A 13,509-nucleotide genomic window follows, 5' to 3' on the forward strand; every position below is an offset into this window, starting at 1 on the left:
GGTGCTTTTTTAGCTTATCAATAGTTTTATTTATCCTGTTGTCTTCTCCCCAGCTTCCAACTCCAGTAGAAAGGCTTTTTTATCAAGGCCGCCAGCATAACCGGTTAGTTTGCCGTCGCTTCCGACAATCCGATGACAGGGAATCAGAAGGGAAATGGGATTATGACCGATGGCACCACCGACTGCTCTAGCAGAGCCAATCTTACCGTACTCAGCTTGTAATTCTCGTAGAATATCTGAATAGGTAGCCCGTTTGCCCATAGGGAACCTTCTGCAATACTGTCAGAACCTTGCTTCTAAACTCAGTCACTTGGGGTGCCAATGGAATCTCATCTGTCGCGGGATTTTCTCCCTTAAAATAAGCATCCAGCCAAGCAGAGACGCGTCGGCTGACTTCTGTCTCTTCCTCCTGTGCTTGCTCCAAATCATAGCCTGCCCCAAAATATTTCTGATTCTCCAGCCAAAGCCCCAACAAGGCATTTGCGTCCGTCAAGATAAGAATCCGGCCAATCGGCGATGCATAATAAGTCTTGTACATATTTTTTCTTTCTTTTTACTTCTTGATATGTCTTATTATACCACTCTTGTCTTAACTTTAGCCACAATCCCATCTGGGTCTGTGACTTCTAGCTCCTGGGAGCTAATCCATCGGACTGGCGCTTGCAAGTCCTGAGCATTTTCATAAATAGCAACTAGGTCTTCTTTCCCTTCTACTTGCGCTTCAAAATAGGCTAGTCCCATTTGCTTAGGTTGGCGATGATTCAAGTGAGAACCTCCCCATTCATTGACCGCTAAATGATGATGGTAGTTTCCGGATGCCAGCCAGCTAGCAGAAGGTACAGAAAATTTATCCTCTAAGCCTAGAAGCTTTTGGTAAAAATGACTAGCTGCTCTGCTATTTTTCACAGACAGGTGGACATGGCCCATACGAGTGCCTTCAGCAATACTAAACGGCTTGACTTCCTGACCCAGTTCATAGATTTCTTGAGCCGCTAGCGCTTCCGTCACTCCGATAATGCGACCGTCTTCCCGAATATCCCAATCAGCCTGAGGCTTGTCCCGATAAAGCTCAATGCCATTGCCTTCTGGATCCTCCAGATAAATGGCTTCACTATAACCGTGGTCCGCTCCTCCGACCATAGGGACTTTATTTTCTGATAAATGCTTCAGGATATCTGCCAAGGCTTGACGGCTTGGAAGCAAAAGTGCCAGATGATAAAGACCGTAAGCCGACTTGACTGTCTGACGGTCACTGGTCGCTAAGAGCCTAACCAGCACTTGCCCATCCCGACCCAAAGATACCTGTCCGTCCTGCTCTTCCAAAAGTTCCAGCCCTAAAACACGCTGATAAAAATCCTTTTGTCTTGCTAGGTCAGCCACATAAAGCGCCACCTCTCCTAGATAAATCTTGCTTTCATATTCAAAAGTCATGTTCTTTCTCCTCTCTTAAATTTAAAATTTCAGCAGTCCGCCTGCTCCATCTTTTTTTATTTCTCCAAAACAGAGATAGGTTCCTTGATATGGTTTTCCATATCTCCATTTGCTCCGAAAGATTATTTTAAATTGTAATTATTTATGTTACATCTATTAGTATAGCAGATATTAATGTAATGTCAATAATTACATCTCGGAAAATTCTTAACAAAAAACAATCTGCTCACTAGGAAACAGACTGTTCTTTAATTTCTTTTTCGGTTGCTGCGACGACCTCGTCAAGACTGGTTTGAGCCAATTCAGCTTCCATAGCTGCCTGAATAGCCGCCAAGCGGTCGTCTAAGACATTGTGAATGTTCTTGCCGATAGGACAGTCTGGATTGGGCTTGTCATGAAAGCTAAAGAGCTGGCCGCTCTTGCCAAGACACTCAACAGCGCTATAGACGTCCAACAGGCTAATGTCTTTCAAATCTTTGGTAATCTCTGCTCCTCCAGTCCCACGAGCAACGGTAATCATCCCGGCATTCTTGAGCTGGGACAGGGTCTTACGGATAATAACTGGATTGACGCCAACACTGCCAGCAAGGATATCACTTGTCAGTTTTTGTTTTTTCCCTCCAAAGCCAGTACAATCAGCATATGGGTGGCAATGGTAAAACGGCTAGAAATCTGCATTTTTCTCCTCCCTCATCATTTTCTCTCACTATTATATCTCAAAAATGGTGTAACTTCAAGAGTTACGACTGGACTTTAAGAAAGCCGCAATATCGTCTGCATAGCCTTCTCTCTCACTGATTTCCCGCAGCAGGTCGTGGTTGTGGGTATGGTGGATACCATTGACCAAACTTTCCTGATAAATCTCATAGTAAGGTAAGTGGAGCTCCCGAGCCAATCTCAGCTCCTGCTCCACATCGTAGGCCACGCGCCGCAGGTCGACATCAGCCAGCCCCGTCTCATCAATCTCTAAAATGGCATACTGGGCTCGCAAGTCCTGACGCAAAGCCGAATCTAGAAAGAATGGCTGACCAATAGAGCCGGGATTGATAATCAGCTGTCCCTTAGTCCCGTAGCGGAGAAACTGTTGGTGAATATGACCATAAACAGCGATAGCACAGTCATTCCCCTCAAAAAGGCGGTCGAAATCGCTCTGCTCGCCAATATGAATCAGCTCCCGCCCCCAATTCTTATCTGGCAGATGGTGGCTGACCGCAATCTTCAATCCCTCTACTTCTGTCAAGATTTGCAGAGGAAGTTCTTGCATGCGGTCAATCTCTTCTGGACGGATTTCCTCTAGGACAAAATGGCAGAGCCGAGTCAGGTAGAGATGGCTGGGACGTGTCAAGTCTAACTTTTGGTGCAGGGCATGCCAGAGACTGTCTTCCCAATTCCCTCTGACCTGGAGACTAACGGGCAATTGCTCCATCCTATCTAAGATATTTCTACGACCGGTTCCTGGCAGGAGCAAGTCCCCCAAAAACCAATAATCTGTCACTTGCTGGCTTTCCGCATCCGCCAGTACTGCTTCTAAGGCTGTGCTATTCCCATGCACATCGGATAATAAGGCAATTTTTCGTGTCATTGTGTGTCTTTCTCTTTCTTTACAAGGAATATTATATCAAAGTTCAAAAAAACTTCCACCCATCAAGTGAGTGAAAGCTTTGAAGTGTTTTTTTCAATCGGCAGACTTAAGTGCTTCCAGCATATCTACTCGTCTGAGACGGTAGTTAACAAAGAAGCCAAGCAAGGTCAGAATAAGAGTCACTGCAGTTAGAGGAAACAGATAGACTGAGGGACTTACTTGAGGGTTTAAGCTGATAATGCTAGGCGCAACCTTCTCAATCAAAAAACGATGCAGGAAGAAACCGCCTAGAAGCCCAACTGCCATCCCAATTACTGACAGAATAATGGTCTCTCGATAGATATAAAGGGTCACTTCCTTATTATGGAAGCCCAGAACCTTGATGGTGGACAACTCGCGAATCCGCTCAGCGACATTGATATTAGTCAGATTGTAGAGAATGACGACTGCTAAAAGAATGGAAATCAGCACCAAAACCAGCATTGTATTATTAAGAGAATCAGCTAGAACGTTGAACTGCTTCACCATGCTTGCATTTTGAGAAACACTCTTGACAGACTTGAGGCTCATAAATTCATTGGCCTTGTCAACAATATTTTTGCTAGAAGAGTCCTTGAGTCGCACTAGATAAGCATTTTTCTCGGGCTTTTTCCCGTAAATCTTCTGGTAGTCAGTTGCCTTCATAAAGGCAAAATGGCCAAAATGATTCTCATTGACTGCTGCGAGCTTGACAGGCTTGCCACCCAGCTCTATACTGCCACCGGGGCTAACTCCAGCTATGCGGGCCAATTTATCCGAAACCACTGCACCGTCCTTAAGAGTCAGCTTTTGCTGCTTGTCGGGACTTTCTAACGAGATGAAAGGTTCAAAATTTTCCCTGTCCGTAACCATCAAAGTGACTGATTCGGTCTCTTTTCTTCCTTTGTATTTCTCTGTCAAGGTTTCACTATAGATCTCCTGATAATCAACAATCGAGTCATCCGCCAGCATCTTTTTCAGCTTGTCCTGCTCAGCTTGATTCTCCCCAGGATTGACAGCGATAATCAAGTCGTATCGTAGAATCTCCTCAAACTGACGTTTTGGAATACCACCAATAGAAGATTGGAGCCCTAGGCCAGCAAAGAGCAGGGCAACAGAACCCGCTACTCCAAAGATGGTCATGAGCATTCGCTGCTTATAGCGAAAGATATTGCGAGCAGTGACCTTCTGAGTAAAGCTAAGGTGTCGCCAGATAAAGGACAGTCTTTCCAAAAAGATCTTAGAGCCTTTGACCGGTGGCTTGGGCAAAAGCAAGTGAGCTGCTTCTTCTGTCAACTCCCGCCTCGCCACTAAATAGGCAGGGAGAACACTTGATAGAAGGGAAAGTCCAAGGGCAAGTAAACTATAGGAAATATAAAAATAAGCATGAGGGGCAGAAAGCACCATCCCTCTGGTAATAATAGAAGAAATCACTCCAGATAAGAAATAATGCCCCAGCAGAATCCCTATGAGGGTACCTAGACTGCCTGCCACCAAACCGTAAAGAGCAAACTTGCGAATGATATCGCGGCTATGATAGCCTAAAGCCTTAAAGACACCTGCGTTTGTTCGCTCCTCGTCGACAAAGCGCATCATGGTGGTAAAGGTTACCATCGCTGCCACTAGATAGAGCACCACCGGGAAAATATTACCAATCGACGCAATACTATTCATGGAGTTTTTATACATATGATAGCCATTACCACCTGGCAGAGACTTGCGGTCATAGCTATGATAGGCAGGCTCTTTCAAACGACTCAGGTCTGCCTTAGCGTCAGCTAGCTTGTTCTTGCTAGCTGATAAGTCTTTCTCTGCCTGAGCCAGCTCAGATTTTTTCTGATTGAGCTGGGACTCAGCTTCCTGAATCTGTTGCTGGCTCTGGCTGATCTGTGCAGGAGGGAAGATAGAAGCGGCTTGGGCTGCTGCTAGCTGGCTTTTTTGCTGGTCCAGCTGATTTTGAGCTTGCTCTAACTGTTTTTTTCCTTGGCTCAGTTCACTCTCAGCCTGAGCAATCTGGTCTTGGCCCTTCTGAATGGTGCTTTTGGCATCCGTCTCTAATCGCTTAAACCGGGTCGCTCCATTATCTTCAAGGCTCTTATCCAAAGCAGTCTGGTGCTGCTCCAAACGCTCCTGATAACTTGCAGAAAAGGGAGCCAGTTTTTCTAAATCATGATAGCGCAGGCGGGCAATACTGTAAACATCTGTATCAAAGGCCTTGGGGCTGACTACAGCATAAGCTGATAAAGCCCCGCTGCCACTAGTCGCATTGCCCAAATTTCTATCAGACCAGAGCTCTGCCGAGTTGACAAAGCCCACGACCTTATAGGTCTTGTTTTTCAGAACTGACCGACTGCCTGCTTTCTCGGTCAGATCAATCTCCTGGCCAAGCTTGTATTTTTTAGACCAAAAACTAGCTAAGGAAATTTCTTGCTCATTCTTGGGAAGACGACCAGAGGTCACTTGAAAGTTTGAGATATCCTTGGTATCTGAGAATACTCGGAGAGCCTCCTCGTCTACGGTGACATCTGTCAGATAGCCAAACTCGACATCAGCTCCCTTGATAGCTTCCAGCTCTTTCTGATCCGCTGCATCCAAACCATAGTCCGCCATAACAGCCAAGTCCATGGTTCGTTGCTCTTTCAAGTAATCTGTTGCTGTTCTGCGCATATTGGGTGGAGCGACTTTGAGCCCCACGAGAGCTAAAGAGCCCAGCATCATGAGGATTAAAATAGATAGGAAACGTCCTTTAGAGCTAGTGAAGGAGAGCAGAATATCTTTCCAATAAATCTTTCTCTTCATATTAATACTCCAATGTACTTATGTCCTGAGGCGATTCATTGACCGTAACACTTTTGACTTTCGCATCGTGCATACGGATGACCCGATCAGCAATGGGAGCCAAGGCAGCATTGTGGGTCACGATAATCACCGTCGCTCCTTGATTGCGGGACATGTCCTGTAAGATTTGCAGCACTTGCTTACCGGTATTGTAGTCCAAAGCTCCCGTTGGCTCATCGCAGAGCAGAATCTTGGGATTTTTGGCCACCGCCCGAGCAATGGACACACGTTGCTGCTCTCCACCTGAAAGCTGAGCTGGAAAATTATTGAGACGATTTTCCAGTCCCACTGCAGTCAGAGCCGCTACTGGATCTTGAGCATCCTTGACGATTTCAGAAGCTAATTCGACATTTTCCTTGGCCGTCAGATTAGGCACCAAATTATAAAACTGAAAGACGAAGCCCACATCATTGCGCCGATAGTCTGTCAGCTGGTGGGAATTGTAGTGAGCAATATTCTGCCCGTCTATCAGGATATCTCCCTCATCATTGGTATCCATACCGCCTAGGATATTGAGCACCGTAGACTTACCGGCACCAGAAGCCCCTAGGATAATGACCAGTTCCCCCTTTTCAATCTCAAAAGAAATATCGTTATTAGCGACAATTTCTGTATCACCTACCTGATAACGTTTAAAGCTATGTTTCATTTCAATATAAGCCATATCGTTTCTCTCCTTTTCAAAGCTCGTTTCCTTAAATCAACAAACTGTTGATTCCAAATCACAGATATTATATAATGAGCTTAGATAAAAAGCAATAACCAAAAATCAACAAAGTGTTGATTTAAGCGAAAAGGGAAGAAAAAATGATCCAGAAACGAAAAACCAGCACTAAGGAAGACATCAAAGAAGCCTTGATTCAGCTACTATCTGAGGAAAGGTTTGATAATATCTCCATCAGCAAGCTCTGCAAGCGGGCTGGGATTAACCGTGGCACCTTCTACCTCCACTACGAGGACAAGTATCAGATGGTTGAAAGTCTAAAAAGCGACATCATTTCCCAACTTTATAGTTATAGTCTTTTTGAAGAAGAAGGCGAATATTCCAAACGGTTCATGATAGCCAAATTTCATATACTGCGTGCTAATGAACGTCTGATCAATGCCCTGACCAGAAGCCATTATATTGACTTTCGTGGAGCTATTCGGGAATTCATAACCAGTATCATTCTGAGCGACAATCAAAAAGCTGCTACCCAGCGTTTTTTAGAGGAGAACTTCCACATTCCTCAGAAATACGCCTTGGAAATCTTCCTATCCAGTGTTGAGGGGATTATTTCTCTTTGGATAGCCGGCGGAGCTCAGGAGGAGCCCGAAGAAATTACTCAAATGATCCTAGCTACCTACAATTATGATTATTGGAAATCATGACCAGCACTCCATTTTTATAGATGAAAACTCAAAAAGGCGCAGATTCATCTGTGCCTTTTCTTAAAACGTTTCTGGTGAGCAAATGGCTTTCTAAGGATTTCCACTTATATAAAGGTAGCAAAAACCTGTCCTATTTCACCATGTCTGGGTCGTAATCATAAAACCCTGTATCGAGGAAGCGATTCTTAGGATGCAATTTGTGAAGCAGCTCATCTAACAAGAAAGCTTGGTCATGACTAAATTCACCTTTTTCAATCAAGTCCCTCGCCTGAACAAAAAGCTTAGCAATCTCAACAAAATTCTGACCAGGAGTGTAGAGCCCTTCCAACTTCCAATGCGTAAAGCCGTGGTCAACCAATTCTGTCAACTTGGTCATCAAGTCCAAGTCATTATTGGCAAAAATGTGAGTCCCATGCTTGTCCTCAAAGATCGAATAATGGCTCTGAGGATCGCTCGGTTCCGCAAGAAAGAGGTCTCTCTCTCTTGATTTTTCATCATCAATGTGTGTAAAGTTATAATAATTTTGCAAAAGCGGACGTTTAGAGTGATGGATAACACTCGCACCATAAACTAGGACTTCTGCTGGAATTTCAAGGATTTCCGGCATTTTAAAGAGTTCTGCCGATGGAATTTCCCGCGCCAAAACAGCTTCCGATACTCCAGCATTCTTGCCCCAAAAATTAATCTGGCGGCTGCTGGTAACCATAGTCGAAGCATCATAAATCGTTTTTAGCTTGTAGCCATCCCGTTGCAAAACGTAGAATACACCTGCATCCCCAACGGTGATATAGTCCACCTCAATCTCCTGAAGAAAATCCAAATAAGGCTTGATCTGGTCCATCATATCCTGATGCATCAGAGCATTGACGGCAACAGTCATTTCTTTTCCTGCCTGATGAACCATTTGTGAGATACGATTTAATTCGTTGTAAGTGAAATTATGCGGCAAACGAAGACCGTATTTTTTCTCACCGACATAAATACGATCCACACCTGCTTCTAATAAGGCTTGAACTTGTTCTATACTTTCAGCTGTAGCTGTAATGATTATCTTTTTCATATCATTATTATACCAAAAAAATAGGATTTATGATTTCTTAATTCGATTTTATTCGTTTTGTAACTATCTTGTAATATATCTAATCATAGAAACATGATAGAATGATAAGGTACTACTAGGAGAGAGACAATGGCTGTAAGAGATTTTAAACAGTTTGAATCAGCGCCCCTGCATGATTCAACAGAACAAACTAAGGAAATATCCTATCAAGAATACCTGCCCCAAGCAGAATCAGCATCACAATTACGTGAGCTATTTTTCTTTATAAATATCGCTTTATTCTGTATTTTGACAGTCTTTTTTAGCTTTATCTTCTTATCTGCAAAAATGAGCACTTTTCTATCTTTCTCACTTGCTATTGTCCTAAGTCTTATGATTATTCAAGGATATCGCACTGTTCGAAGAAAGAAACATTGATTATATACGAATTAAATCAAACGAGATCAAAAGATCTCGTTTTTTCGTTTCTTTACCAAGCGTAATTTGGTTCCTGACAAGCACACATCGCTGCCAATAATTCTTCTGGAGTCACCTTTTTCAGCCCTCCATAGACTGGATCCTGAACGGTATAGGATGGATCAATGTAATAAACTGCAAGGACATCACTGCCATCTGCTGATAATTCATAGCCCGTACCCACAACATTGTGTTCACCCTTGTGGCCTGGGTAGATGGAGGCATTATCAATCGTATAGTAGAGCGGATAGCCATCATCAATATTCTTGCGCAGGCGCTCCTTAAAGAGCCGCATATCTTCAGAATTCGAGGCGCTACTAGTCACTGTCGCAAGATGATAGCCCGCTTGACCTACCGGCACTTCCGCATAACCAAATAAATATTGATTTAAGACACGGATTGCATTGACATTATGGGTGCCGAAAGTCTCATCGGTGCCCATCGCTCGTGCCAATTCTTCCTGACTAGCCTGAACGCCCCTGTAAGCTAGAATCATACTGACAGAGGTCGGTGCGCAAGTATTCCAAGCTCGCTGGATCTGCATGGGAACTTCCAGGCGCTTTCTGATTGGGGAAGATGCTTCTTTGCTAGAAGGCTGTGTCTCCTCTTCTCTGACCTTTTCACTGGTCTGACTAGAGCTTTTTGACTCCGCAGAAGCAGAACTCTGGCTAGGGCTGGATTGATTAGTACTGGATTGAGCACTACTAGCTGTTTTCGAGCGGGCTTGACTCGTGCTCGAAGCCTTAAAAGAAGAGTCAGAGCTTCCAGACTGAGGGGACTCTGAAGCTTTCTGCCGAGAACAGGCTAGTAAGTAGCAGCCTAAACCAAGCAAGGCAAGTACTTTTAAATATTTCATACCAACACCCCCTTTTTATTTATATAATAACGCTTTCTTTTTTGGAAATCAAGTTGGCTAAGGGGAAACTAAATAGTAGTAATTTTTGCTTCCTATACCACTGCGACAAAGGTGCAATTCTAATAAAAAACGAGGCTAGGACTCTTTTGTCCCAGCCTCATACTTGTTTATCAAGTTTGAACTTACTTATCTTCTAAATCAATGATGATTTCTTCTGAAGGGGCTTTTTCTCCTTCTTCCACCACGATATCAGAAATTTCTTCTTCAAGAATTTCCTCTTCTTTTTCAAACTTTTCTTTGATTTCTTGGAATTTATCCTGCGAATAGTCTACTACTGACTTGGTCGTATCCTTGACAGACTCCAATACTGTTTCAGCTGTAATTTCGCCATTTTCAACCTTTTCCTTGGTTTGGTTGATGGCCTTGACAGCCTGATCTGAAAAATCCTTTACTGATTGGACAACTGCTTCGTGAGTCTTGTCTGGATCTTCCCGATAGTCTACAACAAAGTCTTGAACTTTTTCAGTGATTTCTTTACCTTTTTTGCTAGTTAGAAAGTACGCTGCAGCTGCACCAGACACAGCACCTAATAAAAGTGATGAAATTTTTCCCATAATAAACCTACTTTCTTATTTTTTAAATAATTTGCCAACAAAACGAAGGGCCGTTAGACCTGCTGTTGTTTTGGCTGTCGTGCTTCCTGCTGCGACTGCTTTTTTTCCTAAAACACGCGCCTGATCGTTTAAATCAGAGACTGATTCGGATAGGTCTGCCACCGCATTGAAAAGCGGATCAATCGTTGCTACTTTGTGGTTAATATCATCTGTCAAGACATTGACTTTGGCAATCAAATCATTGGTTTGATGCAGGGTGACATTGACATCAGAAGTCAACACTTTGATCGTATTTTCGGTCTCATCCAGCATTTTTGCAGCCTTATCACCGAGAGTTTTGACGGTGATGGTCATGTAGACTAGAAAGACAATCAAAGCGACAGCAACTAAAGTATAAGCAATTTCAAGCATAATATTCTCCTCTCATTCTTGATAATAGGGGGCTTGTTTTTTCTTTGGTAAATCATAATGCAGATGCCTAGTAAAATCAGAGCTGCAGACAGCCACTGAGATACACGCACACCCAAGAACATGAGACTATCAGTCCGCATACCCTCGATAATCATTCGGCCAAATCCGTACCAAATCAGGTAAAAGGCTGCCAATTCTCCCTGACGGAAAAATTTAGATCGACGTCGTAAAATCATCAGTAGGGCAAAGCCAAGTAAATTCCAAAGGGATTCGTATAAGAAGGTTGGCTGGTGATAAGCGCCATCTATGTACATATTGTTGCGGATAAAGGACGGCAGATAATTAAGATTTTTGACCACTGCTCCATAGGCTTCTTGGTTAAAGAAATTGCCCCAACGACCGATACTCTGGGCAATCAAGACGCTAGGCGCTGCAATATCCAAGAAATCAACAGGATTGATTAGCCTTCTCTGTGAAAAGAAATAGAGGACAAGCGCACCGGTAATCAAACCACCATAAATAGCTAAACCACCATTCCAAATCTGAAAAATCTCAATCAGAGAATGCTTGCCATAATAAGACCATTCAAAAATCACATAGTAGAGTCGCGCTCCAAGGATAGCCAAGGGAAAGGCAATCAAAATGAAATCAAGAATATCATCGGGAATCATCTTCTTGCGTGGCGCTTCCTTCATGGCCAAGTAAACGGCTAAAATCAAGCCGCTGACAATGCAAATCGCATACCAACGAATACTAAAGGGACCGACTGTAAAAGCTACTGGATCAAGCATCTTTCACCTCATTCTGGCTAATCAAATTAGTCAGTCGTTCTTCAAAAATCTTGGTGGCATCAAAGCCCATTTCCTTAGCTCGATAGTTCATGGCTGCAGCCTCAATCACCACAGAGATGTTGCGTCCTGTCTTAACGGGGATGCGAATACGAGGAATTCTGACACCAGAAACTTCCAATTCTTCTGCATTATTACCCAGACGGTCAAAGGTCTTATTGGTATCATAATTTTCCAGATAGACGGCAATCTGTACCTGTGAAGAATCCTTAACTGCACTAGCTCCGTAAAGACTCATCACATCGATAATGCCGACACCACGAATTTCTAAGAGATGGCGAAGAATCTCAGCAGGCTCTCCCCAAAGGGTCATTTCATCCTTGGCAAAGATATCGACACGGTCATCCGCCACTAAACGATGGCCACGCTTGACTAACTCAAGGCCAGTTTCACTTTTACCAATACCGCTGTCCCCTTGAATCAGCACGCCCATTCCGTAGATGTCCATCAATACGCCATGAACACTGGTTCTGACTGCCAAACGTGAATCAAGGAAACTAGAAATTTCCCCTGATAGACGGCTGGTTGATGTGCGGTTGGTGAGAATCGCGATTTGCTTTTCTTCAGCTGCTCGCCGCATTTCTTCAGGAATCTCCAAATTGCGCGCCACAATGACAACTGGCGTTTCTGGTTGAAACATTTTCAGAAGGACTTGATGACGGTTGTGGGACGTCATCTTCATCAGATAAGACCACTCCTTCATCCCAATCAGCTGAATCCGTTCTGGTGTGTAGTAGTCAAAATAGCCGGTCATTTCAAGGCCCGGCCGCGAAATATCCGATGTCGAAATCTCCTTTTCTAAGAGGTCATCACTGCCGTAAACGATGTGTAAACGGACTTTTTCAATCAAATCTTTGACCTTTACAGACATTCCCTGCTCCCTTCAAATTTATCTTTCTCTATTATAGCAAATTTTTACCCTAAAAGAGTTTTTAAGATTGGAAATTAAGCAAGATTTTTCCCTAGATGCTTGTGAAAACATCTTCCAACCAGCAAAAAGGCCAGTCAAAACAACTAGCCAATCCATCTTTGGAGAATTCTTTTCTGATTTTGAAAACAAGGATGGCTCTCGATAAAGGCTGGTATTTCTCTTAGAGTCAGCCAGATATGAGCATCAGTTTCGCCTACCTGATAGCAAACCTGGCTCTTGTCCCCAGACACCACCGCTTCATAGAAATCAAAGTGGCACTGGTCTTCGACAGAGCACACCTGCTCCAACAGTCTGATACTGTCGGGAACTAGGCCTGTTTCTTCTTCCAATTCACGCAGGGCGGCTGTCTGACTATCCTCTCCTGCTAATACACTACCTCCCGCTCCAAACTCATAGTAGCCAGGATAGAGATTTTTATGAGCTGATCGTCGCATACAGAGAAAATCACCATCCTGATGGCGAACCAAGACATTGACACAAAGATGAAACTGCCCTTCAGGAATCTTTTCTCCTCGAACTAGGAGATGCGGGAGCAGATTTCGATTCAAGTCATAGGCATTCCAAACTTCTGTCATACTTCCTCCTTGGATGAAGTCATTCATCTTTCAGTAGCAGCTTCCAGATTCAGTCAGCTGCGCTTCCCTAGATTCTTTCTTTTTTCAATTCCTTTATATTGGGATCGAACAAAAATTCGGGAACACTACCCGAATCACTCTTTCATAATTACCAAAACCAGCCGTCATTGTCATTGATTGGCTCGGCATCTTTCATTTTACGAGGTCCCGTTCCATACATTTCCGCTTCCACATCTTCCTTGTAAGGCATCACGACAGCCAGCAAAATATAAATCAAAATACCTAAGCCAAAATTGGAAACTGTAAAAATGATGAATAAAAAGCGTAACAAACCAAGATCAAAGTTGAATTTATCGGCCAGTCCAGACAAAACCCCTGAAATCACTCGGTTTCTTCTTAATTTATAAAATTTAGTTTTCATGATGATGACCTCAACTCTCATTCTTTCCTTCATTTTATCATAGCGGGAGAACAAAAAAATCAGCCCCAAGGCTGATTCTATCTTTATCCGTTTTTCA

The 13,509-nt window shown here is 43.5% G+C and carries 14 protein-coding genes and 2 pseudogenes; 2 read left to right on the plus strand and 14 right to left on the minus strand.

Going from position 1 to position 13,509, the window contains the following annotated elements; genetic code table 11:
• Positions 1-30: 30 nt before the first annotated feature.
• From HMPREF9960_RS10055 to HMPREF9960_RS05255, 6 genes and pseudogenes are all read right to left on the minus strand, one after another.
• Positions 31-538 (minus strand): annotated as a pseudogene (locus HMPREF9960_RS10055) (methylated-DNA--[protein]-cysteine S-methyltransferase).
• A gap of 35 nt (positions 539-573) precedes the next feature.
• On the minus strand, positions 574-1,431 hold the full coding sequence (locus HMPREF9960_RS05235) for a VOC family protein (protein ID WP_005589479.1): 858 nt from the start codon (positions 1,429-1,431) through the stop codon (positions 574-576).
• Between the two features lie 229 nt (positions 1,432-1,660).
• Positions 1,661-2,109: pseudogene (locus tag HMPREF9960_RS05240) on the minus strand (Rrf2 family transcriptional regulator).
• Between the two features lie 55 nt (positions 2,110-2,164).
• Positions 2,165-3,013, minus strand: a complete 849-nt coding sequence (locus HMPREF9960_RS05245) for a metallophosphoesterase family protein (RefSeq protein ID WP_005589476.1) — start codon at positions 3,011-3,013, stop codon at positions 2,165-2,167.
• Between the two features lie 93 nt (positions 3,014-3,106).
• Positions 3,107-5,830: an FtsX-like permease family protein gene (locus HMPREF9960_RS05250; protein WP_005589474.1), complete on the minus strand. Its 2,724-nt coding sequence runs from the start codon at positions 5,828-5,830 to the stop codon at positions 3,107-3,109.
• A 1-nt stretch (position 5,831) separates the two neighbouring features.
• Positions 5,832-6,533, minus strand: coding sequence for an ABC transporter ATP-binding protein (locus HMPREF9960_RS05255; RefSeq protein ID WP_005589472.1), 702 nt, complete (start codon positions 6,531-6,533; stop codon positions 5,832-5,834).
• Between the two features lie 143 nt (positions 6,534-6,676).
• Between HMPREF9960_RS05255 and HMPREF9960_RS05260 the strand changes: the two genes are divergently transcribed.
• Entirely contained in the window at positions 6,677-7,240 is a 564-nt protein-coding gene (locus tag HMPREF9960_RS05260) for a TetR/AcrR family transcriptional regulator (protein ID WP_005589470.1), read from the plus strand.
• Positions 7,241-7,370: 130 nt separating this feature from the next.
• Here the strand turns inward: HMPREF9960_RS05260 and HMPREF9960_RS05265 are convergent, their stop codons facing one another.
• Positions 7,371-8,300: a peptidase U32 family protein gene (locus HMPREF9960_RS05265; RefSeq protein WP_005589468.1), complete on the minus strand. Its 930-nt coding sequence runs from the start codon at positions 8,298-8,300 to the stop codon at positions 7,371-7,373.
• A gap of 129 nt (positions 8,301-8,429) precedes the next feature.
• Between HMPREF9960_RS05265 and HMPREF9960_RS05270 the strand changes: the two genes are divergently transcribed.
• Positions 8,430-8,717 (plus strand): DUF3270 family protein, encoded by a 288-nt coding sequence (locus tag HMPREF9960_RS05270; protein WP_005589467.1) that lies wholly within the window; start codon positions 8,430-8,432, stop codon positions 8,715-8,717.
• Positions 8,718-8,769: 52 nt separating this feature from the next.
• Here the strand turns inward: HMPREF9960_RS05270 and HMPREF9960_RS05275 are convergent, their stop codons facing one another.
• From HMPREF9960_RS05275 to HMPREF9960_RS05305, 7 genes are all read right to left on the minus strand, one after another.
• Positions 8,770-9,612 (minus strand): C39 family peptidase, encoded by an 843-nt coding sequence (locus tag HMPREF9960_RS05275; RefSeq protein ID WP_005589466.1) that lies wholly within the window; start codon positions 9,610-9,612, stop codon positions 8,770-8,772.
• Between the two features lie 182 nt (positions 9,613-9,794).
• The gene (locus HMPREF9960_RS05280) at positions 9,795-10,226 is read right to left on the minus strand and encodes a YtxH domain-containing protein (protein WP_005589465.1); all 432 of its coding nucleotides are present in this window, start codon (positions 10,224-10,226) and stop codon (positions 9,795-9,797) included.
• Between the two features lie 15 nt (positions 10,227-10,241).
• Positions 10,242-10,637, minus strand: coding sequence for a DUF948 domain-containing protein (locus HMPREF9960_RS05285; RefSeq protein WP_005589464.1), 396 nt, complete (start codon positions 10,635-10,637; stop codon positions 10,242-10,244).
• A complete protein-coding gene (lgt, locus tag HMPREF9960_RS05290; protein WP_005592186.1) occupies positions 10,613-11,428 on the minus strand; it encodes a prolipoprotein diacylglyceryl transferase in 816 nt (271 codons plus the stop codon). The genes HMPREF9960_RS05285 and lgt overlap by 25 nt, the downstream gene beginning before the upstream one ends.
• The gene (gene hprK, locus HMPREF9960_RS05295) at positions 11,421-12,356 is read right to left on the minus strand and encodes an HPr(Ser) kinase/phosphatase (RefSeq protein WP_005589460.1); all 936 of its coding nucleotides are present in this window, start codon (positions 12,354-12,356) and stop codon (positions 11,421-11,423) included. Before hprK ends, lgt begins: the two co-directional genes overlap by 8 nt.
• 143 nt (positions 12,357-12,499) lie before the next feature.
• Positions 12,500-12,991 carry an NUDIX hydrolase gene (locus HMPREF9960_RS05300; protein WP_005592248.1) on the minus strand — a complete coding sequence of 164 codons (492 nt, stop codon included), beginning with the start codon at positions 12,989-12,991 and terminating at the stop codon, positions 12,500-12,502.
• 148 nt (positions 12,992-13,139) lie between these two features.
• The gene (locus tag HMPREF9960_RS05305) at positions 13,140-13,412 is read right to left on the minus strand and encodes a PspC domain-containing protein (protein ID WP_037586216.1); all 273 of its coding nucleotides are present in this window, start codon (positions 13,410-13,412) and stop codon (positions 13,140-13,142) included.
• Positions 13,413-13,509: the final 97 nt, after the last annotated feature.

The sequence above is a fragment of the Streptococcus cristatus ATCC 51100 genome, from assembly GCF_000222765.1.
Taxonomy (GTDB): domain Bacteria; phylum Bacillota; class Bacilli; order Lactobacillales; family Streptococcaceae; genus Streptococcus; species Streptococcus cristatus.